We start from the raw sequence: 22,695 nt of genomic DNA on the forward strand, positions 1-22,695 counted from the left end.
AACCGAAACATCCAGTAAACACCGAGGTGTACACATTCCGCAGGTCTTTTCACGTATTTTCAAGGAATTTGGAGCGCGGGGCTGCTATAGTCCGCTGGTGATAGACTGTCCGCATTTATCAACCTGTCCGGGTGGCTGAAGTTACAACATGCCGAAATTACCGACGCGTTTTCAACGTTTTCGCAAGGGCTCTCCCCTTTCCTTCAGGTTGCTCGCCTGGATACTTTTGTTCAGCTCGGTTTTCACCCTGACTGCTTCTGCTATTCAAATCTATTCCGACTATCGCAAAGATCTTTCCCAGATTGATAGCCGCATGCAGGTCGTGGAGTCCGGGTATGCCTCCAGTCTCGCCAGAAGTCTCTGGGCTCTTGATCAGAAACTTCTCCAGACCCAAATGGAGGGTATTCTCAGCCTTCCCGACATCGCTCATCTGCGGCTGGGCATTGAGCCCGACTCCGAATTGGTCATGGGCGAAATCCCCCGTGGAGCCAATACCCAGACACACAAGTTCGACCTGATCCACCAGGGTGATGAAGCGTTAAAGCTCGGCGAGCTAACGGTAACAGCGGATCTGGATCGCGTTTATCAAAACATGAAGGAAAAAGTTGGCATCATCATGGCCACCGAATTCCTCAAAACCTTTTTCGTGTCCATTCTGATCATATGGGTCTTCCAACACTTTGTTACTCGCCACCTGACGACGATGGCGAACTACGCAAAAGACTTCTCCCTGGCAAACCTCAGCACTCCACTCACACTCGATCGCCCGGATACCCCCTCACACCGCAACGATGAAATCGGGCGCGTAACCGAAGCGTTTAACCAGATGCGCGAACGATTAAACGACGACATGGTGCGCCAGGAACGGGATGCAGCGGAAATCCACAAATTCACCAAAGCCATCGAGCAAAGCCCCTCTTCCGTTGTTATCTGCGATCGTCAGTGGCGGGTCGAGTTCGCCAACCACAAATTCACACAGCTCACAGGCTATGACTCGAAATCGATTGTCGGCCGGCATCCCGGCGCTTTAAGCAACGACAACAGGGAAAACCGCGAGAACCGCCATTTGTGGCAATCCATCCGGTTGCAGGTTCAGCGTGTCGGCGTCTGGCAGGGTGAAGTTAACAGCATACGGCGCAATGGCGAGCGGTTCTGGGAGCAACTAATCGTAACACCTATAAAGGATGCGGCAGGTGAAACCACAGGCCATCTCATACTTGGCGAGGATATCAGTATTCGCAAGCGCTATGAGCAGCAGCTTCTGCGCCAGGCCAATTACGATATCCTGACCGGCCTGCCCAACCGCATGCTCGCTCTGGACCGGCTCAAACTGGCTTTGGCGCAAGCCAAGCGCGAGAACTCCATGGTTGGCGTCATGTTTCTGGACCTTGATAACTTCAAGCACATCAACGACACACTGGGCCACGACGCCGGTGACAATCTGTTGATTGAAGCAGCCCGGAGAATCTCCAGCTGTCTGCGCGGAACCAGCACGGTGGCACGACTCGGGGGCGACGAATTTCTTGTTATCCTGCCGGGCCTCACTGGCCCGGAATCGTCCTCGCAGGTTGCGGAACGCATTTTGGAGAACTTTGTCCCTGCCTATTCGCTGAACGGCCAGGAAGTGTTCGTCAGCACCAGTATTGGCATTGCCATTTTCCCGACGGATTCCGACAACAGCGGCACCCTGCTTCAACACGCTGATGCCGCCATGTATCAGGCAAAACACCAGGGCAAAAGCTCCTATGCACATTTCACTCCGGAAATGTCCGAAGTGTCTCATGAGCGCCTGCAAATGGAGTCCCGTATGCGGCGGGCACTCGAATTACAGGAGATGGAGCTCTACTTCCAGCCAATTGTGGATACGAAAACCGGCTCTCTGCACGCTGTGGAGGCGCTGCTTCGCTGGAACAATCCGGTTATGGGCATGATCATGCCCGATCGCTTTATCCCGTTGGCAGAGGAGACTGGCCTTATTATCCCCATTGGTGAATGGGTGCTTGAGCAAGCTTGCCGTGCGGCAACCGAGTGGACAGCGATAACCGGTCAGAACATTGGCATATCAGTTAACGTGTCGCCGCGTCAGTTTCGCGACCCGGGTTTTACCAAAGCGGTCATGCGCGCCCTGTCCAGCAATGATCTGGCCCCCGAACGGCTGGAACTCGAAATCACAGAGCGACTCCTTCTTGATAACTCGATAGAAACAGCAGAGATTCTCAGGGAACTCGACCGTGCGGGCATACGCCTGTCCGTCGATGACTTTGGCACCGGCTACTCAGCACTAAGCTACCTCAAGAGTTACCCCTTCGATACGCTCAAGATTGATAAAACGTTTGTTCAGGATGTCATGAAAGAGCCTGAGGACGCGGCCCTTGTGCGCGCAATCATCAATATGGCTCACAGCCTGGGACTTACCATCATAGCCGAAGGCGTTGAGGATGAGGCGCAAACCCACTTCCTGAAACAGGAGGGCTGCGATTTTGCCCAAGGCTATTTTTATAGCCACCCTCTTCCTGCCGGAGAGTTTACCGAGTGGCTAAGACTCAATCACCGGTTACCAATCTGATATTCAGGGGCCGTGGAATCATGAAACAAACCATTCTTGTTGTGAACTGCGGCAGCTCGTCTTTAAAGCTCGCCCTGTTCGACGAAAATGAAAATAAGCTCGCATCGGCAACAGCGGAGCGCCTTAACGAGAAGGATGCGTTTGCCGAAATCGATGGTGACAACCGCACTGTTGCGCTCCTGACCGGCGCCAATCATAAACAAGCACTGCAGACACTGGTCTCAACTCTGCGAGAACGACAGCTGATGCCTGCTATTCCGGCGTCTATTGGCCACCGCGTAGTTCATGGCGGAGAAACCTTTCGCGAAGCGGTTCTGATTGACAGTAAGGTGATGGGGGCCATCAATGACTGTGCTGGCTTGGCACCACTCCATAACCCGGAAGCCATTGCCGGAATCGAAGCTTCCCGGGAGCAGTTTCCCGACACTCCCCAGATTGCCGTATTTGATACCGCCTATCATCAGACTCTTGCACCGCGAGCGTACCTTTATGCGCTACCAGAAGCCTACTATCGGGACTGGAGTGTGCGGCGCTATGGATTCCACGGAATCAGCCATTTTTTCATGGCCAATGAAGCCGCTCGGCGGCTCGGGAAAACACCTGCGACCACATCTATCATTTCAGCTCATCTGGGCAACGGTTGCAGTATAACGGCGATCAAGGATGGCCTGAGTGTTGATACCAGCATGGGACTGACGCCGTTAGAAGGGCTGGTTATGGGAACTCGCAGTGGTGATGTCGACCCTGGTCTTTTCGGTTATCTTGCCTCACGAGGCATGCCGCTGAACGAGGTGCACGAGGTACTTAACCACAAGAGTGGCCTTCTCGGGATATCGGGGCAGACCAACGATATGCGCTCTCTATGCAATCTGGCCGATAATGGTCATAAGCCTTCGGCTCTTGCCATCGAGATATTCTGCTTCCGCCTTGCAAAGTACGTAGGCGCCATGATGGCTTCGCTAAGCCAACTGGATGCGCTGGTGTTCACTGGCGGCATCGGGGAGAACAGCAGCCGGGTACGAGAGAAAACGCTGAGTCACTTGAGGCTTCTCGGATTTTATATTGATGCGGATATGAATGAGCATCACGGCCGTGACAGCGACGGCAGAATAGAACACACCGATTCACATTTCCCGGTTCTGGTCATTCCAACCAACGAAGAACTCGTGATCGCCCGCGAGGCCGCGCGCCTGACCACCATTTTTTAAAGAACCCTCTGGAACTCCTTTATGGCCAAAAGCCTGTTTATTGCCCCGACATCCATGGATTCCGGGCTTACCTCTGTTTGTCTGGGCCTGTTGCGCGCCATGGAGCGTGTGGGCATCAGTGTCGGATTCTACAAACCCTTTTGCCAGTCTCATAACCGGGGGGAGGCGCAGCATAACAACGGCAAAGACTCATCCGTTACCTTTGTACGCTCCCGCAGTCACTTGCAGCCACCCGATCCGATTCCTCTGAAAAAAGCACAGCAGTCGCTGAACCGCGGAAAATCCGACCTGCTGATGGAAACGGTGGTTGGTGAGTATCAGAAAGTCGCCAAGGATGTCGATGTCGTGATCATTGAGGGTCTTGTTCCCGATCGCAGTGAAGCTTACATAGCCCGGCTGAACGTGGAAGTGGCGCGCAACCTCGGCTCTGATGTGGTACTGGTAAGCACGCCGGGCAAAATCTGCGCAACCGAACTCGACGAGGAGCTGGATTTCTCCGCACGTCTTTTTTCCGATGTATCCGCGCAGGATGTCATTGCGGTTATTCTCAACAAAGTCGGCGAGCCCAAAAGGTCGGGACTGGAGCCCTGCAGCAATATCAGCCAGACGGAATGTGAAACCATAGACTACCGGAGCGCCTGTAAAGTCTTCCGGGAAGGTCGCTTCCGGCTGCTGGCCGAAATCCCCTGGCAGTCCGATTTGCTGGCGCCCAGGGTATCCGATATCGCCCGGGAGCTTGATATTCCCGTGCTGCACGAAGGCCAGATGTACACTCGTCGGGTTCAAAAGGTTTCTGTCTGCGCCCGGTCAATCCGTAATATGACGGAAACCCTGAGCCCAGGCACACTGATGGTGACCCCCGGGGATCGCGAAGATATCATTGTGACGACCGCGGTTGCAGCCCTGAACGGTGTGCCCCTGGCTGGTCTCATGCTGACGGGCGGCCTCATGCCTGATCAGCGCGTGATCGACCTGTGCTCCCGTGCACTGCATACCGGTTTGCCGGTGCTGAGTTCGCACACCAATACCTACGAAACCGCCCGTATGCTGGCGAACCTTTCCACCGCGATCCCGACCGATGACCCGGACAGAATCGAGAAAGCCATGGAGACGGTAGCAACAAAAATCGATACCGGCTGGCTTCAGGAACACCTTCGCGTTGAGGTTCAGAGCCGCTTGTCGCCCCCGGCATTCCGTTACCAACTCTCTGAACGCGCACGTGCAGCTAACAAGCGCATCGTGCTCCCAGAGGGCAGCGAACCACGAACCGTTCAGGCTGCGATCATCTGCCACCAGCGCCAGCTCGCACGCTGTGTCCTGATCGGCGCCGAAGACGAAATCCGAAGCGTCGCGGCCTCACAAGGCCTGGAACTACCCGATGATATTGAAATCATTGATCCTGCCCGTGTGCGTAAAAACTATATCGCACCGATGGTAGAGCTACGTAAGCACAAAGGTCTTGCTCCGGATATGGCAGAAGCCATGCTCGAGGACAACGTGGTTATGGGCACCATGATGGTTGCTCTGGATGAAGCCGACGGACTGGTTTCCGGGGCCATCCACACCACCGCCAATACCGTGCGCCCTGCCCTGCAGTTGATCAAGACCCACGAACACGCGCGAGTTGTCTCCTCGGTTTTCTTCATGCTTCTGCCACAACAGGTTCTGGTCTATGGTGATTGCGCGATCAACCCCGACCCCAATGCGGAAGAGCTCGCCGATATTGCCATACAGAGTGCCCAATCAGCGGAAGCCTTTGGTATTGAGCCTGTGGTAGCCATGATCAGCTACAGCACCGGCGAGTCCGGAAGCGGGCACGATGTGGAGAAAGTGCGGGAAGCGACCCGGATTGCCCGTGAACGCAGGCCAGACCTGCTCATTGACGGCCCGCTGCAATACGACGCTGCCGCCATCGAGAGCGTGGCACGGAGCAAGGCTCCGAACAGCAAGGTGGCAGGTAAGGCGACGGTGTTCATATTCCCGGATCTCAACACCGGCAATACCACCTACAAGGCAGTTCAGCGCAGCGCTAACGTGGTGAGTATCGGCCCTATGCTTCAGGGCCTGAGAAAGCCGGTAAACGATCTGTCCCGGGGCGCCCTGGTAGAAGATATTGTGTTTACCATTGCGCTCACAGCGGTACAGGCAAAGCAGGTAGAGGATGCGGGGCTGGCCTGAACCGCCCCGCTCAACAAGCAGGCGGTGTCAGCGTTTGAGACTTTTCTGGCGGGTCCTTTTCACTTTGCGCCCGGCTTTCAGATCATTATCCTGTTTGACCTTCTGGCGTGGCGTTTTCCGGTCAACGTTACCGGCGAAGGGATTTTCACCGGACCGAAACTCAAACCGGATCGGCGAGCCGGTCACATTCAGCACCTTGCGAAACGTGTTTTCAAGATAGCGTTTATAAGAGCCTGGCAAGGCGTCTGTCTGATTGCCATGAACAACAATAACCGGAGGGTTCGATCCACCCTGATGGGCATAGCGCAGCTTGATCCTGCGCCCGCGAACCAGCGGCGGCTGGTGCTGCGCAATCGCATCCTCAAGTATGGCTGTCAGGCGATTGGTCGGCCACTTCGCCATGGCGGATTCGTAACAGGCCTCGACCGACTCATACATAACGCCCACACCGGACCCGTGGAGTGCGGATATATAGTGTTTGTCGGCGTAATCCAGGAAGTCCAGGCGACGCTTTACCTGCTCTTTAACCTTGGCGCGGGCCTCCGGATCCATCCCGTCCCATTTATTAACCGCAATGACCAGCGACCGGCCTGCATCCAGAACAAAACCGATCAGGTGCAGATCCTGATCAACCAGCCCTTGTTGCGCATCCAGCACCAGTATCACCACATGGGCATCATCGATAGCCTTCAGCGTTTTGATAATGGAAAACTTTTCGACAGCCTCGTTGACGTTCTTGCGGCGGCGTATACCGGCTGTGTCAATCAGGGTGTATTGTTTTTCGTGGCGCTCATAAGGGATGTAAACACTGTCTCGCGTGGTGCCGGGCATGTCGTAAACAATAACCCGATCTTCGCCCAACATCCGGTTAACCAGCGTCGATTTGCCAACATTGGGGCGACCCACAATGCCGATACGAATACCCGGATACCGGTCCGCATGATCAGATTCAACCCGGTCTTCTTCAGAAGGCAACAACAACTCCAGCATCGAACGGATGCCACGGTTGTGTGATGCCGCCACCATAAAGACCGATTCAAATCCGAGGCTATAGAAATCAGCTGCCGCGACGTCGGGGTCCTGGCCATCCGTTTTGTTGACGACCAGATGGGCCTGTTTGCCCGACCGACGCAGATGGTCGGCTATCTCCTTGTCCCCCGCCATGAGCCCGGCGCGCCCATCAACCAGAAACAGCACAGTGTCTGCCTCTTCAACCGCCTGCAGAGCTTGCCGCGCCATTTCGGCATCCAGCCCTTCTTCTGTTCCGGTAAGACCCCCGGTATCAATGACGATAAAACGTTGGTCTTCGTAGGCGCCCTCACCGTATTTACGATCCCGGGTCAGGCCAGGAAAATCCGCCACCAGCGCATCCCGGGATCGCGTCATCTGGTTAAATAGTGTCGACTTGCCAACATTTGGCCGACCGACAAGGGCAATTACTGGGGTCATAATGGTTCGCTATACAGTCGTTTTAGGCCCGGCTTCAGGCAGGGCGTTGAGGGCGTGCGGATCAGTTCCGCTCCCTCAGTTTGAATACAGACAGTTTACCGCTGTTTCCGTAAACCATCAGGTTTCCGTTTGCCAAGCGTTGTAAAGGAACACGGAGCCCATCACTGTCGTAGTGTTTCTGGCCTACGAGGCTTCCATCATCACGGGAAAGCACATGCAGATAACCTTCGTAATCGCCAATAATCAGATAGTTTTCGTAGACGGCAGGCTGAGTCAACTGGCGCCAGGACAAAGCGTCCTGAACCCATAGTTCTCTGCGGTCAGAGCCCCGATATGCGATGACGTTGCCGTTTGCCGAAGACAGGTAGATATTGCCTCCTCCAACCATTGGAGCATGCAGGCTGGATGCCTTACGGCTCCAGATTTCCTGGCCGGTACGGATATCAACGAGTGCAAGCTTGCCCTGATAACCTGAAACCATAACCGCAGAATCAAGAACCAACGGCTGGCCAGAGATATCTACCAGCCTTTCAAGCTCTGTGCGGCCCTGAGGCTGCCCTACTTCGTATTGCCAAAGAGGCTGACCCACATCGGCTGATAACGCAATGAGCTTGCCATTCGAGAATGAAGCAAGCACAACGTCACCACCGACTAATGGGGCGGCCGCCGTTCGCAGAGACAGAGCTGGCACCGCGCCATCATACTGCCAGCGTTTTTCGCCGGTGGCCGTATCGAAAGCAAGAACCCGGCCATCAGTGGTCTGAGTTACCACCAACACACCGTTTGACTGGGGAGCTGCCAGAGCTTCCGTTGGCAGCTCTTTGCGCCAGAGCTCACGACCGTCTTCACGTGAAAGCGCAACCAGATCGGCTTCACGGGTAACCAGATAAAGCTGGGCCTGGTCGCCGCCAACGCCTGCGAAGATCCGGTCGCTCAGGTCCCGTTCCCATTGCAGCTTACCGGTCTCGGCATCTACCGCTAACAACTCACCATCAGCGGACGCCGCATACACTGTGCCACCGACATCCAATGGCGAGAGGTACAGAAGGTCACCATCATGCCCGTCACCGACGGATCGGCTCCAGACTTTTTTGAACTCAACCGTGTTGTCCACTTCCGGAACCGACACCGGCTGCTCAAAGGTATCCGGGGTGCTGCATCCGGAGATGCCCAGTGCAGTTGCCAGAAGGAAAAAAACTCCAGCACGGACCAGCCAGTTACCAGACAGGCGCATCAGGCCTCCTCTCCAACACCGAGGTCAGACAGCTTGAGCTCCAGAATGCCGCTACGGCCTTGCTGGCTTTGCTCGCGGGCCGCCAGGTAAGCATCGCGTGCGCCCTTCTCGTCGCCTTGGGCGAGCAGAATATCGCCGCGTAACTCAGAGAAAATGGCTGCAAACGCGTCCGCTCTCTCCAGGCTTCCCGCGCCGTCAATCGTCGCTAGCGCATCCTCATGCCGCCCAGCAGCGAACTGGGCACGAGCCAGGCGATTACGAACTACCAATGCCAGAGCTTTATGCTCACCCGCTTTTTCGAGTGCCCACTGGAGCGAATCAATCGCTGCTTCCGTATCACTTTCCTCAACCAGTTGCTGGCGAGCCAGAATCAGGTTGCCGTAGACCGCGTAGGCGCTGTCGGTGTAATCCTCGCGCAGGGTCTCTGCAATAAAGGCCACTGTCTTACCAGAGGTGTCATCCACTTCGTCGGCAAACGCATTCAACAGGGTTGCAAATTGATTAGCGGCCTCAGCTCGCTGCTGGTCCTGATGGTTCTGCCAAGCCTGCCAGCCAAAAACAATCGCCAGGGCCGCACCGATACCAATGAGCAGAGAACTGCCATTCCGCTTCCACCAGTCCTTGATCGCCTGTACCTGTTCTTCTTCGGTGCGCAGTTCCGCCATGTTGACTCCTGTAATGGTTTTTTACTTTTATGTTCGTTCGAATCAGTTCGCCAGGGCTTTCGCAAGCACTGTTGCAAGATCACTCTGCGCCACACTGCGCTGGTCCTCTTGCGAGCGCAGCGGCTTGAGGCCCACCGTGGTACTCTCCAGCTCGTTCTCACCCAGAATGACCGCGTAGCGGGCGCCACTTCTGTCTGCCTTTTTCATCTGGCTTTTGAAGCTCCCGCCGCCGCAATGGCTGATAATCACACGGCCTTTTAATTCGCTGCGTAAATTCTCGGCAAGCGCCAACGCTGGTGCGACCGCAGCCTCACCCATAGCCGTTACATAAACATCTGCATTGCCGTTGGCTTCTTCCGGCACCAGCCCAAGAGTATCAAGCAGCAGAATGAGGCGTTCGAGCCCCATAGCAAAACCGACCGCCGTCGTCGGCTTGCCGCCGAGTTGCTCTACCAAGCCATCGTAGCGCCCACCTGCACAGATGGTTCCCTGGGCACCAAGGCTATCGGTCACCCATTCAAAAACAGTTTTGCCGTAGTAATCGAGGCCGCGAACAAGGGCCGGGTTAATCGTGTAGTCAATTCCTGCCGCGTCCAGCAATTCCTTGAGACGGTCAAAGTGCTCTCTGGAATCTGCATCAAGATAGTCTTCCAGGCGCGGTGCGTCTGTAAGCAAATTGCGCGTGCCCGGGTCTTTACTGTCCAGAATGCGCAGCGGATTGGTTTCAAGGCGTCGCTGGCTGTCTTCGTCAAGCTGCGCTTTGTATTCCCCCAGGTAACCGACCAGAGCCCCACGAAACTCTTTACGCGCCGCCGATGAGCCAATGGAATTGATTTCAAGGCGTGCATGCGAACCAAGACCCAGCTCGTTCCAGAGCCTGGCTGTAAGAATCAGCAGTTCCGCATCGATATCCGGGCCCTGCATGCCAAAGCATTCCACACCGATTTGATGAAACTGACGGTAACGGCCCTTTTGCGGCCGCTCATGCCGGAACATCGGCCCGGTGTACCACAATCTGCGAGTCTGGTTGAACAACAACCCGTGTTCTTCAGCAGCACGAACACAACCGGCCGTGCCTTCTGGCCGGAGGGTCAGGCTGTCACCGTTGCGATCCTCAAACGTGTACATCTCCTTTTCAACGATGTCCGTAACTTCACCGATGGAGCGCTTGAACAGATCGGTCTGCTCCACCACGGGCATACGGATTTCCTGATAACCATATTGTCGCAACACCTTGCGCGCGGTGGCTTCAACAAACTGCCACAGCGGTGTCTGTTCTGGCAGGATATCGTTCATCCCGCGTATTGCCTGAATCTTAGCCAATGTAAACCCTTAATTCTTTATGGAAATCGTGCCTGACCGATCACTTGCCTGAACGCGCAATGATGGCATCTTCCTGCTCTTTGCGATGAGCAATCTCTGCACGAATCAACCGCTCAAGGTCATCAGTAAGGTTTGCATTATCGAGCTTCTGATTCGGCTTGCCTGCCCTGTAGAACAGGTTTTTCGGGCTTCCACCGGTGAGGCCGATATCAGCCACTTTGGCTTCACCAGGGCCATTTACGATGCAGCCAATAATGGCAACGTCGAGAGCTTCATTTACATCTTCCAGCCGGACTTCCAGATCGTTCATGGTCTGAATCACATCGAAGTTCTGACGGGAGCAGCTTGGGCAGGCAATGAAGTTGATACCCCGGCTGCGCAAACGCAGGCTTTTGAGGATATCGAAACCAACCTTGATTTCCTGAACCGGATCCGCCGCCAGAGAAACCCGGATGGTATCGCCGATACCGTCCATCAACAGCATACCAAGGCCAATGGAGGACTTGACCGTTCCTGAACGGAGCCCACCGGCTTCAGTGATACCAAGGTGAAGCGGCTGCTCGATCTGGGAGGCAATTTTGCGATACGCGGCTACCGTCATAAAAACTTCCGAGGCTTTCAGACTGACTTTGAAGTCCTGAAAATCATGACGGTCGAGAATGTCGATATGACGCATAGCCGACTCAACCAGTGCATCGGGAGTCGGCTCTCCATACTTGCGCTGAAGTTCCTTTTCCAAGGAGCCTGCGTTTACACCAATACGTATCGGTATGTTGCGATCACGCGCCGCGCTGATCACCGCGCTTACACGGTCTTCGCGACCAATGTTGCCCGGATTGATTCGCAGGCAGTCTACGCCCAGCTCGGCAACCCTTAACGCAATCTTATGGTCAAAGTGAATGTCTGCAACCAGAGGCACGGAAACCCGATCGCGAATCTTTCCGAAAGCGTCGGCGGCGTCCATGGAAGGTACAGATACCCTGACGATATCGGCACCGGCGTCCTGCAACGCCTCAATCTGGCCTACCGTCGCATCAACATCGCAGGTGTTGGTGTTGGTCATGCTCTGCACTGCGATTGGCGCATCACCGCCAACGGGTACATTCCCGACCATAATCTGGCGGGATTTACGTCTGATGATCGGGGATTCGTGTTTCATTTGCTTGTGACCGAAATAGAGAAATACAAAATTGTTCAGATTTTCAGGGTAAACTCAGAGCGATTGTTCACAACCGGAAAGTCACCCATATCTACAGGTTCACCCTGAAAGAGAATCGTTGCAACGGTGTCTACAGCACCAATAACAACGTTCAAAGGCGCCTCTCCGGATACTTCGAGCCTCTCTCCCGCCCTTTTCAATGAGCTTGCCAGCTGACTTCCCGTTGCGTCCCGTACCTGTACCCAGCAATCGCCGGTGAAATCTATTTCCAGCCGGCCCGGAACAGAACCAGCATCTTCACGAATCGATGGCTGAGCCAGCGCGGGCTCGGTAGATTGGGTAACAACCGGTATCCGGTCTTCTGCAATGTCATCCCTCAAAGCAGGCTCCAGGTCCGAGGCTACCAACTTTTCCTCTGTCGCCTGGTCCGCTGTACTTGTGTCGGTATAGTCGTCGGACAAATCTCCCGAAGAGCCGTCAACCACCGTTTCAGTTTCAGGTCCATCACCGCTCACGCCAGGCAAATCATCCTCAGCCGCTGCTGAATTTGCTTCAGGAGCCGGGCTGCCCGGTGCAGACATTGTGGTAAGTGAGACACCGGCGTCACCGGAGCTGAACTTCGGCAAAATGAACATGACAACCAGCGCCCCAATGAGCACGCTCGCCGCAACCAGTAAAAGCAGCCTGCCGATCCGGCGTTTTCTGCGCCTCCGCCGTTCAATATCAATCAAGGGGTTGGCTTCCAGCTCTGCGGCTTTCTGCTGTCGTACGGGTTCAAGCTCGCGATTCAGATCTGCAATAATTGCGTCACCGCTGAGGCCGACCTGCCTGGCATAGGCCCGAACGTAGCCTTTAAGAAATAGTTCACTGTCGATCTGCCCGTAGTCACCGTTCTCGATGGCCTGGATTATGCCGGTTCGCAAATGCTGGGCGTCAGCGATCTGGGAAACGCTCAATCCGTTCTTTTCTCGGGCTTTCTTCAGCTGTTGGCCAACGGTTTCAGTCGACACGGTCTGTTGAGTTTCATCTCTTGTCATTAGAAATCAGCGCCTTGTATTGTTGATATTCGACTGACTCCGGGTATTTGTTCCTCAGTTGCAACACCATGCTGGATTCCTGGTTTCCATCACCGAGAAAACGCGCGATGCGGATGCCGGTCAGCAGGCTCTCAGGGGAGTGCACCACACCATCGCTTCTTTGCATCATCAACAGCAGGCGATCGTAATAACGCGCAGCGCCTGCAACATCACCGGTTTCCACCATCACGCGGGCAAGTGAGAGCAGCGAACGAGCGTCGCCGCGGGTCAGCTCAGAGGCGCGACGATACGAAACAAGCGCTTCGTCCAGTTCGCCGAGTCGTTCCTGAGTCATACCCATATTATAGAATACCGACCCACGACCGTTGTAATCCGTATCCCGGGAAGCTGCACGAAACTGGTTACGAGACTCCTCCATTCGGCCCTGGGAATAGAGAAATGCCCCGTAATACACCCTGGCACGGGTATAGTCAGGATTTTCCGAAATTGCCTTTTTGAACGTCCTTTCGGCGAGCTCGGGCTCGCCATCTGAGTTGTAGATCAACCCTAACGCGGCAAGAGCAGGAGCATTCTCTGGCTCAAGTTCCAGCGCCCGATCCAGATGAACCCTTGCCCGGTCGACGTTACCTTGTCCGATATAGGCCGTAGCCAGCTCAACGTAGTTTTCAACGGCTTTCTGGCGATCCGCTTCACGTGAGAAACGGCTGTCTGTTGTGGTGACACAGCCCGTAACAAAAAGAGCGACCAGCAAGGTTGCTACAGCAGAAAAACGTATACCTACTGATTTTATGGCCACAGGGCGCATTCCTCGCGGTTCGGGCGTTGCAAGAGTCCGTTCAGGGATTCACCTGCTGAACACTGATGTATCTTTGGCTTCTTCGGGTTCGATCTTCTACCTGGCCAACCAACTGGCCGCAGGCGGCGTCAATATCATCGCCCCGGGTCGTTCTGATGGTTGCGATGTAACCGGCCTCGTTCAAGATAGCCTGAAATCGCCGGGTAGCGTTCATGCTGGGCCGGCGGAAGTCGCTTTCAGGAAACGGATTGAAGGGAATAAGATTGATCTTGCATGGGAGATCGCGGAGCAATTCAGCAAGTTCTCTGGCGTGCTCTGGCTTGTCATTCATGCCTTCAATGACCGTATATTCAATGGTTGCCTTGCGTTTTTCGGGCAAACGACTGAAATAGCGACGCGTAGCCGCAAGAAGTTCCGCGATCGGGTACTTCTTGTTGAGCGGAACCAGCTTGTTCCTCAACTCATCATTGGGCGCATGCAGAGAAATGGCCAGTGAAACATCGGTAACTTCCGCAAGCTTGTCAATACCCGGCACAACGCCGGAAGTGCTCAGCGTAACCCGGCGTTTGGAGATGCCATAAGCGAGATCTTCCATCATCAGATTCATGGCATCCACAACATTGTCGAAGTTCATCAGAGGCTCGCCCATCCCCATCATGACAACGTTGGTAATTGGCCGGTCGGGGCCCGGCTCGAACGGCATGAATGCCTTCCGGGCAACCCACACCTGGCCGATAATTTCAGCAGCAGTCAGGTTCCGGTTGAAGCCGCGCTTGCCCGTTGAACAGAAGGTGCAGTCAAGGGTGCAGCCGATTTGTGACGATACGCACAAGGTACCGCGCTCGCCGTCCGGGATCAGCACAGTTTCTACACTGTTGCCGTTGTCCATGCGCATGACCCACTTGCGGGTGCCGTCTTTCGACGTTTCGTCATAAACAACTTCCGGGCCACGAATCACAGCCACCTGTTTGAGCTTGTCCCTAAGGGATTTGCTCACATTAGTCATTTGATCGAAGTCATCCACGCCGCGCTGGTGCATCCATTGCAGCAACTGAGTGGCGCGAAAACGTTTTTCCCCCAGGGTGTCAAAGTAAGCCTCAAGCTTGGCCTTCGGCATTCCCAGCAGGTTGGTTTTTTCAGCGGCCGCTGTCATTTTATAACCTCGATCAGATAACCAATGCGAGGGCTACCAACGGCAGCCCCCGATCAACAGAATCAGCCGCGCGGGCAGATTTCGTTGTCATTGAAAAAATAGGCGATTTCACGCTCTGCAGAAGCTGCAGAATCAGAGCCGTGAACCGCGTTCGCATCAATGGATGAAGCAAAATCGGCACGAATTGTGCCAGCTTCCGCGTCTTTCGGGTTGGTAGCGCCCATCAGGTCACGGTTTTTCAGGATGGCGCCTTCGCCTTCAAGAGCCTGAACAACAACAGGGCCGGACGTCATGAAAGCAACCAGGTCATTGAAGAACGGGCGCTCTTTGTGCTCAGCGTAAAAGCCCTCAGCCTGTTCCTGGGTCAGGTGCATCATGCGTGAAGCAACAATGCTCAGGCCGGCTTTCTCAAAACGGCTGTAAATTTCACCAATTACGTTCTTTGCAACGGCATCGGGCTTGATAATGGAAAGCGTGCGCTCGTTCGCCATGATATTTCTCCTGCAGGGTTTAGGTTTATAAGATACGGGCAAATTTCAGGCCTGAGATTATACGCAGTCGAAGGCCCACTGCCTACCGCACTGCGCGAAGGCGAGTAACAACATCAACAATTTGCGCACTCGCAAAGGCAATTTCTTCCTCCGTTGTATAACGCCCGATCGAAAACCGGAGTGCCCGATTAGCAAGGTCATCACTCAATCCAATACCCCGGAGCACGAAAGAAGGCTCTACGGTTGCGGAGGCGCACGCGGAACCGGAAGAAAGCGCGAGATCGCGCAGTCCGAGCATCAAGGATTCCGCATCGACACCTTCAAACGACAAATTGATAATGCCCGGTACGTGGTTGGCATCCGAGCCGTTCAGAGTTACACCCGGCAACTCATGCAGCCCTTCGATAAAAGATGAGCGCAAACGCTCCAACTGCCGCATCTCATCTTCCAGGCAGGCCTCAGCAATCGAAAATGCCTTACCCATACCGACGATCTGATGCGTTGGCAGAGTGCCGGAACGCATACCGCGCTCATGGCCACCACCATGAATCTGCGCCTCTATGCGTACATTGGGGGAGCGCCTGACATACAGAGCGCCCACGCCTTTGGGGCCGTATACCTTGTGACCAGAGAGCGACATGAGATCCACTGCCATGGTCGTGACATCAATGGGCAGCTTGCCAGCAGCCTGAGCCGCATCTACGTGAAACATCACGCCGCGATTGCGGAGCGCCTCGCCAATGGCCGTTATGTCGGTCACGCAACCCAACTCATTGTTCACCAACATCAAGCTCACCAACACCGTTTCCGGCTTGAGTGCCGCAAGCACCTGATCAGGCAGTATTCTGCCGTCACTCTCGGGTTTCAGCCAGGTAACCTCAACGCCCCGCGTCTCCAGCCACTTGCAGGTATCCACAACCGCTTTGTGCTCAATGGTTGAGGTTATGACGTGCGCATTGTGCCGGCCAGAAACCGCCCCTTTAATGGCAAGGTTATCCGATTCTGTGGCACCGGAGGTCCAGACAATTTCGCGGGGATCGGCGTGAATCAGGCTCGCGACCTGGCCACGAGCCGACTCCACAGCCGCTTCCGCTTGCCAGCCAAAGCCATGAGAACGAGACGCAGGATTGCCAAAAAGGCCATCCTGCGTCAGGCATTTGATCATTTCTTCAGCAACTGCGGGGTCAACGGGCGTCGTCGCCGCATAATCGAGGTACACAGGCTTTTTCATAAAATACAGAGACTTGATTCAGGCGGGCGCCTGATCAATCAGACGCTCGGTATTAATCGTGTCAGAGTCGCCATCAGCCTGACGGCGGTTCTGTCTGTCCGCAACCTGGCGGATTTCGTGTCTTTGCATCAGGTCACCGAGGCTGATGCCACTGAGAAACTGATGAATCTGATCGCTCAGATCAGACCAAAGATGGTGGGTAAGGCATTTTTCGCCGTTTTGGCAATCACCTTTATTACCACACCTTGTTGTATCGAGGGATTCACTCACCGCATCGACGACATCCGCAATGTAAATATCGGCAGCGCCCCGGCTCAGGCGATATCCCCCTCCGGGACCCCGAATACTGGCCACCAGCTGCCTGCGGCGAAGGCGAGAGAAAAGCTGCTCCAGATAGGAAAGCGAAATTTCCTGACGGGCTGAAATATCCGCTAGAGTTACCGGCCCCTGCCCTCCGTGAAGAGCAAGATCCAGCATCGCCGTAACTGCGTAGCGGCCTTTGGTAGTCAACTTCATGGCATCAGCCCCGTGATGGGATTGAATCTCGATATCGGAGACCGAGTATGAATTGACCAAGTAATCCAGTCAAGTATTCAGCCCCGACCCTCGTTGTCGTCACGCACGCAATCGAAATCGTCTTCATCCAGAACGGGCAATTCTCCGTTCTGGTATTCGCTGTTCACTTTGCGCAGCGCTTTGCACATGAGCTCGATACGATCATCCACTGCATGCATGTGGTCCAGCAGCGCTCGCATAGAGCGGGCGACAGGGTCGGGCATTTCCTCGGTCACGCCATACGCATCAAAACCCATGCGTTCTTCCATTATCTTGCGGCGGGCATCGTCCTCAGAATGCTGCTTCACGATAATGCGGCCCGGAATACCGACAACTGTTGCCCCGGCAGGGACCGTCTTGGTTACCACGGAATTCGAACCGATCTTGGCACCTTCACCTACTTCGAAAGGACCCAATATCTTTGCGCCTGCACCTACCACGACGCCGTCGCCGATCGTGGGGTGGCGCTTACCCTTGCTCCAGCTCGTTCCACCGAGGGTCACACCTTGATACAGCGTAACGTCGTCACCAATAACCGTTGTCTCACCAATAACCACACCCATACCGTGGTCAATGAAAAAGCGCCGGCCAATCGTGGCTCCCGGATGTATCTCGATACCGGTAAACCACCGCGCCAGCGTCGAAATCGTGCGCGCAAGCCATTTGAGCCCGGCATTCCAGAGCCAGTGCGAAAACCGGTGGATAATCAGAGCATGGAGCCCTGGGTAGTTTGTCAGCACCTCAAAGGTATTCCTGGCAGCAGGATCCCGGTGAAAAACGCTTTTTATATCTTCACGCAAATGCCTAAACATGGCCATCTTCCTGTCCGGTCGGCTCGCTACCGCCCTGAGTTAGTTTTGTATTGCCTTGGGCTCCGGCGGCCTTCTGCACCGCACTGAGAACTCCCCGAAGAATATTGATTTCCATCTGATCAAGCTTTGCCCGCTGAAAAAGCCGACGCAAACGGGACATCAACTGCCTTGGATTATCTCGACGATGAAAATCCACGTCATGCAATGTTTGCTCAAGATGGCCGAAAAAGCCCTCGACATCCCCAACCTTGGCCGGCGGCACATCCCAACCCGCATCACCAGGCGCCAGCATCGGTCTTAGATAGGGGCTACCCTCGCCACCTTCAAGACTGCGAAGAAAAAGCATGCGCAATTCATAGCACATGATCTGGACCGCCATCGCCAGATTCAGGGAGCTGTAATCCGGATTTGACGGAATATGAATATGGTAGTGGCAACGGTGGAGCTCATCATTGCTCAGCCCGTGATTCTCCCGGCCAAAAACCAGTGCTACCGGCCCGGCATGGCTTTGTTCTGCCGCAATCGCCGCTGCTTGCGGTGGCGGCACGACTGGCCAAGGCAGCTTGCGCCCCCGGGCGCTGGTACCCATTACCATCACACAGTCTTCCAACGCTTTATCCAGGGTGGGGACTACGTGCGCACGATCGAGTATGTCGGAGGCACCGGCAGCGCGTGCGTATGAGGCTTCATCCGGGAACGAGTTCGGGTTGACCAGCCATAAATTGGCCAGCCCCATGTTCTTCATGGCCCGGGCAACCGCACCAATATTGCCGGAATGAGAGGTCTCAACGAGAACTATCCGGATCTGATCCTGAAACGCGTCCGGCCCTTCCAGTGGCGGAGATGGTTTGTGCATTGGCTGCAGGCCCAAAGTTAAAATTTAAGGGCTGTAATGATAGCAGAAAGCACGTACTTCCCGCGCCCCCGGAAAACCACTGATATCGCGTTATCCGTGCTATTCCTGAGTCAAAAAACATACAAGGGGGATGATCTTTTGCTATCATACCCGGCCTTCACACACCCGGATAATGAACACTCAGATGCAACCAGCTATTAAAATGGCCCTGCGCGTCGCGCGTCAAGGGTCGGATTACCTGAAAGCCCACTTCGAGCGCCAGGAGCCTACCGGAAAGGACGACAACGAACGTCGCCACCAGTTGGACCGGGTAGAGCAGTCTATTTATGACAATTTTGCCGAGCAGCTTGAAAAAGCCTACAAAGATCACACAATTGCGCCGCTGAATGAAGCAGACGCCGGAACCAGCGAAAGAAGCTGGCACATTTTCCCGGTGATGGGTCGTGAAAACTTTCTCAGGGGCATCCCCGAGTTTGCTTTGGCCCTGGCGCAAAAGAAAAATAACCGCATCGAAAACCTGCTTTTGGTGAACCCGGTTACAGGCGAAGAATATTCTGCCAGCCGTGGGCGCGGAGCCGCGCTGAACAGCCGCAGAGTGCGCGCATCAGAAGTCAAGCACACAGAAAAGGCGGCCTTTTCAACCAACCTTCTGGACCAGGCGCGCAAGAGCGATAACCCATTGCTCTGGGGCGAGATGGCTGCGGTATTGGCGCAGAACTCCTCAATGTTCCGCACCTCGGGCTGCGTGGTTCTCGACATTGCCCGTGTTTCTGCGGGCCTTCTGGATGCCGCCGTTATCTTCCGCCCTGAAACAGCAGACCTGGATCTTGGCGTAACCCTGGCCATGGAGTCGGGCGCACTTACCGGCGACTTCTCTGGCAATCCGTCGACAGGCAAAGCCCGTCAACTGGTCGTTGCCAACCCGAAGCTGTTCCGGGAAGTTCTTAAAGTACTGCATCCGTTCCGTGGCCGACTACCCGGCTAATTGGAGCACCCGGTTCTAGCCGAAGTTTGATTCCGGGCACAAAAAAACCGCCAACTGAAAAGTGGCGGTTTTTTTGTGCCCGGAGATTAAACCCCGGTGCAGCATCACATACGGTTAAGCCATTCCGGTGGCTGCTCATCCTCTTCGGCGTCTGCTGCACCTTCTTTCGCGGGAACCATCAGATCCTCACGGGAAACACCCATCACCATCAACAGATTGGCGGATACATAGATGGACGAGTAGGTACCCACCACAACGCCGATAATCAATGCGAGAGCAAAGTTGTTGATCGCCTCACCACCCAAAAAGTACAGAGCCAGCAAAACCACCAGTGTCGTACCCGAGGTATTTATGGTCCGTGCAATGGTCTGATGGATAGACTCATTGATAATATCCCAGGACTCGCCCACCCGCATTTTACGGAAATTCTCACGGATACGGTCAGCCACAACGATGGTGTCGTTCAGCGAGTAGCCGATAACGGCCAACAAGGCAGCCAGAACCGTCAGATCGAATGTCCACTGGAACAAGGCAAAAAGCCCGAGAACGATAATCACGTCGTGAGCCAAAGGCACCACGGACGCAATACCAAACTTGAACTGGAAGCGCATACCTACATAGATAAGCACAACCACAAGCGCGAGTAGCAGCCCAAGACCACTTTCCTCTTTAAGCTCGTCCCCGACCTGCGATCCCACAAACTCGGAACTTATCAGCTTCAGCTCGTCACCACTTGCCTCAAGAACACCGGTGATCTCCTGGGCCAGTTGATCATTGCCCGCTTCCGACAAACGCACCAGAACGATCGTATCGGCGCCAAAGTTCTGCACCACAAACTGATCGTACCCCGCCTCCGTCAACAGTGAGCGCACCTGATCCAGTTGCGGCGCCTGCGCATATTCCAGCTCAACGGACGTGCCGCCGGTAAAGTCCATACCAAAGTTGAGGCCCCGGATTCCCAGGAGCGCGATAGATGCGACCACCAGAAAAATAGAGATTGCGGAAGCAATCTTCCGGAAACCCATAAAATCAAACGCTTTCTTTTGATCATCAGACATTGGCGAGCTTTCCTCCGATCGACAGTTTCTCGACCCTGCGGCCGCCATAAACCATATTGACGATGCTCCGGCTAACCATCAGCCCGGAGAACATCGACGTCAGAATCCCGATACACAGCGTCACAGCAAAACCTTTTACAGGGCCGGTACCCATTGCGAAGAGAATAATAGCCACGAGCAATGTGGTTATATTGGCATCGAAGATGGACACAAACGCACGGGAATAACCGGCATTGATGGCAAGCTGCGGTGACACGCCCGATTTGAGCTCTTCTTTGATTCGTTCAAATATCAAGACGTTGGCATCTACTGCCATACCGACGGTTAACACGATACCGGCAATACCCGGCAACGTCAGCGTAGCTGAGAGAATGGACATACAGGCTATAAGAAGCATCAGGTTGATGGTCAGAGCGATATTCGCTACAACCCCGAACCCTCGGTAGTAAACCAGCATGTACAAAAGAACAAGAATAAAACCGAGCGCCACTGACATCATGCCGGCGTCGATGTTTTTCTGTCCCAGGCTCGGCCCGATGGTGCGTTCCTGTACAAAGTACATGGGCGCCGCCAGCGCACCGGCCCGCAGAAGCAGCGCAAGTTCTGATGCCTCCGGAATGGAGTCGAGCCCGGTTATACGGAAGCTGCTTCCCAGCGCCGACTGAACCGTCGCAAGGCTGATAATACCCTTATCAACAATCCGTTTTTCTGTTTCCACCGGCTCGCCGTTGACCATTCTGGTCTCGGTTTCCGTGCGGAATTCGATAAACAGAACTGCCATACGGCGGCCGATGGCGTTGCGCGTGGCACGATTCATCAGGTCGCCGCCCACAGAGTCCATGGTAATGCTGACCTGTGGCTGGCCATTCTCGTCAAACGCCTGTTGTGCATTGGCAACATTATTACCGGTGGCAATAAGCTCACGCTCCAGGCGGGCAGTGCGCTGGCGCTCATCGCGGAAGCTGAACTGTTCGGTTTCACTTGCAGCCGCATCCTGACGCGCTTCCATACGGAATTCCAGGTTCGCCGTGGCGCCAAGAACCCGTTTGGCCTGGGCGGTATCCTGAACACCCGGAAGCTCAACAATAATCCGATCAGAACCCTGCTGCTGAACCAACGGCTCAGCAACACCAAGCTCATTTACACGATTACGGATGGTCGTAAGGTTCTGCTCAAGGGCATACTTCCGAATGGCACTTACCTCACCTTCAGATAAGGTAAGAACGATCTGAAACTCACCTGCAGTGGTTCTCTCGTCCAGCAAAAACTCGTTGTACTGACGCTTGATCAGAGAAAATGCTTCGGCACGCGATGCTTCATCGCGGAAACTCAGGACAATGTCCCGCGTTCCCTCTACATCACCGCCGCGATAGCGAATACGTTCGTCACGGAGTTCCTGCTTGATCTGGCCCGAGACCGCTTCCAGTCTTTGGCCAACGGCAGTATCCATATCCACTTCCAGCAGAAAGTGAACACCACCACGCAAGTCCAGGCCGAGCTTCATTGGCCCGGCACCCAGACTCTTCAACCAGGACGGCGTCGACGCTGCCATATTAAGCGCAACAAGGTAGTCTTTACCAAGAGCAGCCTGAACCGCAGGGCGGGCGCGCAGCTGATCATCGGAACTGGTTAACCGTATAAGGGCATCCCGATCCTCAAGCGTACTGCTTTTAACCTCGATACCATCCGATTCCAGCGCTTTAACGGCTCTCTCGAGCACCGCAGAATCGACCTCGGTGCTGCTACGGGCACCGGTGATTTGCACGGCGTAATCATCGGGGAACAGATTGGGTAAAGCGTAGATAAACCCGATCGCGATCGCGACCAGGATAACCAGGTTTTTCCAAAGCGGATACTTGTTCAGCATGGGATCCCTTGTAGCCGGCTCGGAGGCCGGCCTTGGTGTTTCAGCCAGGAAGGTTCAGGTCAGCGGGTATCA

19 protein-coding genes are annotated in these 22,695 nt (G+C 54.8%); 4 read left to right on the top strand and 15 right to left on the bottom strand.

Going from position 1 to position 22,695, the window contains the following annotated elements; genetic code table 11:
• The first annotated feature begins 148 nt into the window (after window positions 1–148).
• Genes ACN0V1_RS07945 through pta form a run of 3 tightly spaced genes read left to right on the top strand, consistent with a single transcriptional unit; the run spans window position 149 to window position 5,952 of the window.
• Window positions 149–2,566 carry an EAL domain-containing protein gene (locus tag ACN0V1_RS07945; RefSeq protein WP_417544483.1) on the top strand — a complete coding sequence of 806 codons (2,418 nt, stop codon included), beginning with the start codon at window positions 149–151 and terminating at the stop codon, window positions 2,564–2,566.
• Between the two features lie 20 nt (window positions 2,567–2,586).
• On the top strand, window positions 2,587–3,774 hold the full coding sequence (locus ACN0V1_RS07950) for an acetate kinase (RefSeq protein ID WP_417544484.1): 1,188 nt from the start codon (window positions 2,587–2,589) through the stop codon (window positions 3,772–3,774).
• 21 nt (window positions 3,775–3,795) lie between these two features.
• The gene (gene pta / locus ACN0V1_RS07955; RefSeq protein ID WP_417544485.1) at window positions 3,796–5,952 is read left to right on the top strand and encodes a phosphate acetyltransferase; all 2,157 of its coding nucleotides are present in this window, start codon (window positions 3,796–3,798) and stop codon (window positions 5,950–5,952) included.
• A 27-nt stretch (window positions 5,953–5,979) separates the two neighbouring features.
• Here the strand turns inward: pta and der are convergent, their stop codons facing one another.
• From der to trmJ, 13 genes are all read right to left on the bottom strand, one after another.
• Window positions 5,980–7,401 (bottom strand): ribosome biogenesis GTPase Der, encoded by a 1,422-nt coding sequence (gene der, locus ACN0V1_RS07960; protein WP_417544486.1) that lies wholly within the window; start codon window positions 7,399–7,401, stop codon window positions 5,980–5,982.
• 61 nt (window positions 7,402–7,462) lie between these two features.
• On the bottom strand, window positions 7,463–8,635 hold the full coding sequence (bamB, locus tag ACN0V1_RS07965) for an outer membrane protein assembly factor BamB (protein WP_417544487.1): 1,173 nt from the start codon (window positions 8,633–8,635) through the stop codon (window positions 7,463–7,465).
• Complete coding sequence (locus ACN0V1_RS07970; protein WP_417544488.1) at window positions 8,635–9,300, bottom strand: YfgM family protein; 666 nt, start codon at window positions 9,298–9,300, stop codon at window positions 8,635–8,637. Before ACN0V1_RS07970 ends, bamB begins: the two co-directional genes overlap by 1 nt.
• A gap of 42 nt (window positions 9,301–9,342) precedes the next feature.
• Window positions 9,343–10,623, bottom strand: a complete 1,281-nt coding sequence (hisS, locus tag ACN0V1_RS07975; RefSeq protein WP_417544489.1) for a histidine--tRNA ligase — start codon at window positions 10,621–10,623, stop codon at window positions 9,343–9,345.
• A gap of 40 nt (window positions 10,624–10,663) precedes the next feature.
• Window positions 10,664–11,782, bottom strand: coding sequence for a flavodoxin-dependent (E)-4-hydroxy-3-methylbut-2-enyl-diphosphate synthase (ispG, locus tag ACN0V1_RS07980; protein WP_417544490.1), 1,119 nt, complete (start codon window positions 11,780–11,782; stop codon window positions 10,664–10,666).
• A gap of 35 nt (window positions 11,783–11,817) precedes the next feature.
• Entirely contained in the window at window positions 11,818–12,819 is a 1,002-nt protein-coding gene (locus ACN0V1_RS07985) for a RodZ domain-containing protein (RefSeq protein ID WP_417544491.1), read from the bottom strand.
• Window positions 12,806–13,615 (bottom strand): type IV pilus biogenesis/stability protein PilW, encoded by an 810-nt coding sequence (pilW, locus tag ACN0V1_RS07990; protein WP_417544492.1) that lies wholly within the window; start codon window positions 13,613–13,615, stop codon window positions 12,806–12,808. Before pilW ends, ACN0V1_RS07985 begins: the two co-directional genes overlap by 14 nt.
• A gap of 40 nt (window positions 13,616–13,655) precedes the next feature.
• The gene (rlmN, locus tag ACN0V1_RS07995; protein ID WP_291948078.1) at window positions 13,656–14,768 is read right to left on the bottom strand and encodes a 23S rRNA (adenine(2503)-C(2))-methyltransferase RlmN; all 1,113 of its coding nucleotides are present in this window, start codon (window positions 14,766–14,768) and stop codon (window positions 13,656–13,658) included.
• A gap of 62 nt (window positions 14,769–14,830) precedes the next feature.
• Window positions 14,831–15,259 carry a nucleoside-diphosphate kinase gene (gene ndk, locus ACN0V1_RS08000; RefSeq protein ID WP_417544493.1) on the bottom strand — a complete coding sequence of 143 codons (429 nt, stop codon included), beginning with the start codon at window positions 15,257–15,259 and terminating at the stop codon, window positions 14,831–14,833.
• An 82-nt stretch (window positions 15,260–15,341) separates the two neighbouring features.
• Window positions 15,342–16,490: an IscS subfamily cysteine desulfurase gene (locus ACN0V1_RS08005; RefSeq protein WP_417544494.1), complete on the bottom strand. Its 1,149-nt coding sequence runs from the start codon at window positions 16,488–16,490 to the stop codon at window positions 15,342–15,344.
• An 18-nt stretch (window positions 16,491–16,508) separates the two neighbouring features.
• The gene (gene iscR / locus ACN0V1_RS08010; protein WP_291948073.1) at window positions 16,509–17,006 is read right to left on the bottom strand and encodes a Fe-S cluster assembly transcriptional regulator IscR; all 498 of its coding nucleotides are present in this window, start codon (window positions 17,004–17,006) and stop codon (window positions 16,509–16,511) included.
• A 77-nt stretch (window positions 17,007–17,083) separates the two neighbouring features.
• A complete protein-coding gene (cysE, locus tag ACN0V1_RS08015; protein ID WP_417544495.1) occupies window positions 17,084–17,857 on the bottom strand; it encodes a serine O-acetyltransferase in 774 nt (257 codons plus the stop codon).
• Window positions 17,850–18,713, bottom strand: coding sequence for a tRNA (cytosine(32)/uridine(32)-2'-O)-methyltransferase TrmJ (trmJ, locus tag ACN0V1_RS08020; RefSeq protein WP_417544496.1), 864 nt, complete (start codon window positions 18,711–18,713; stop codon window positions 17,850–17,852). The genes cysE and trmJ overlap by 8 nt, the downstream gene beginning before the upstream one ends.
• A gap of 184 nt (window positions 18,714–18,897) precedes the next feature.
• On the opposite strand from trmJ, the gene ACN0V1_RS08025 reads away from it, so the two are divergent.
• Window positions 18,898–19,698 (top strand): inositol monophosphatase family protein, encoded by an 801-nt coding sequence (locus ACN0V1_RS08025; RefSeq protein ID WP_291948067.1) that lies wholly within the window; start codon window positions 18,898–18,900, stop codon window positions 19,696–19,698.
• 104 nt (window positions 19,699–19,802) lie between these two features.
• Here ACN0V1_RS08025 and secF read toward each other — a convergent pair whose 3' ends face one another.
• Together secF and secD are read right to left on the bottom strand one after the other, a co-directional pair.
• Window positions 19,803–20,756: a protein translocase subunit SecF gene (gene secF / locus ACN0V1_RS08030; protein WP_144777124.1), complete on the bottom strand. Its 954-nt coding sequence runs from the start codon at window positions 20,754–20,756 to the stop codon at window positions 19,803–19,805.
• Window positions 20,749–22,623 carry a protein translocase subunit SecD gene (secD, locus tag ACN0V1_RS08035; RefSeq protein ID WP_417544497.1) on the bottom strand — a complete coding sequence of 625 codons (1,875 nt, stop codon included), beginning with the start codon at window positions 22,621–22,623 and terminating at the stop codon, window positions 20,749–20,751. The genes secF and secD overlap by 8 nt, the downstream gene beginning before the upstream one ends.
• Window positions 22,624–22,695 lie beyond the last annotated feature (72 nt).

The organism is Marinobacter sp., from assembly GCF_048266785.1.
Classification (GTDB): Bacteria; Pseudomonadota; Gammaproteobacteria; order Pseudomonadales; family Oleiphilaceae; genus Marinobacter.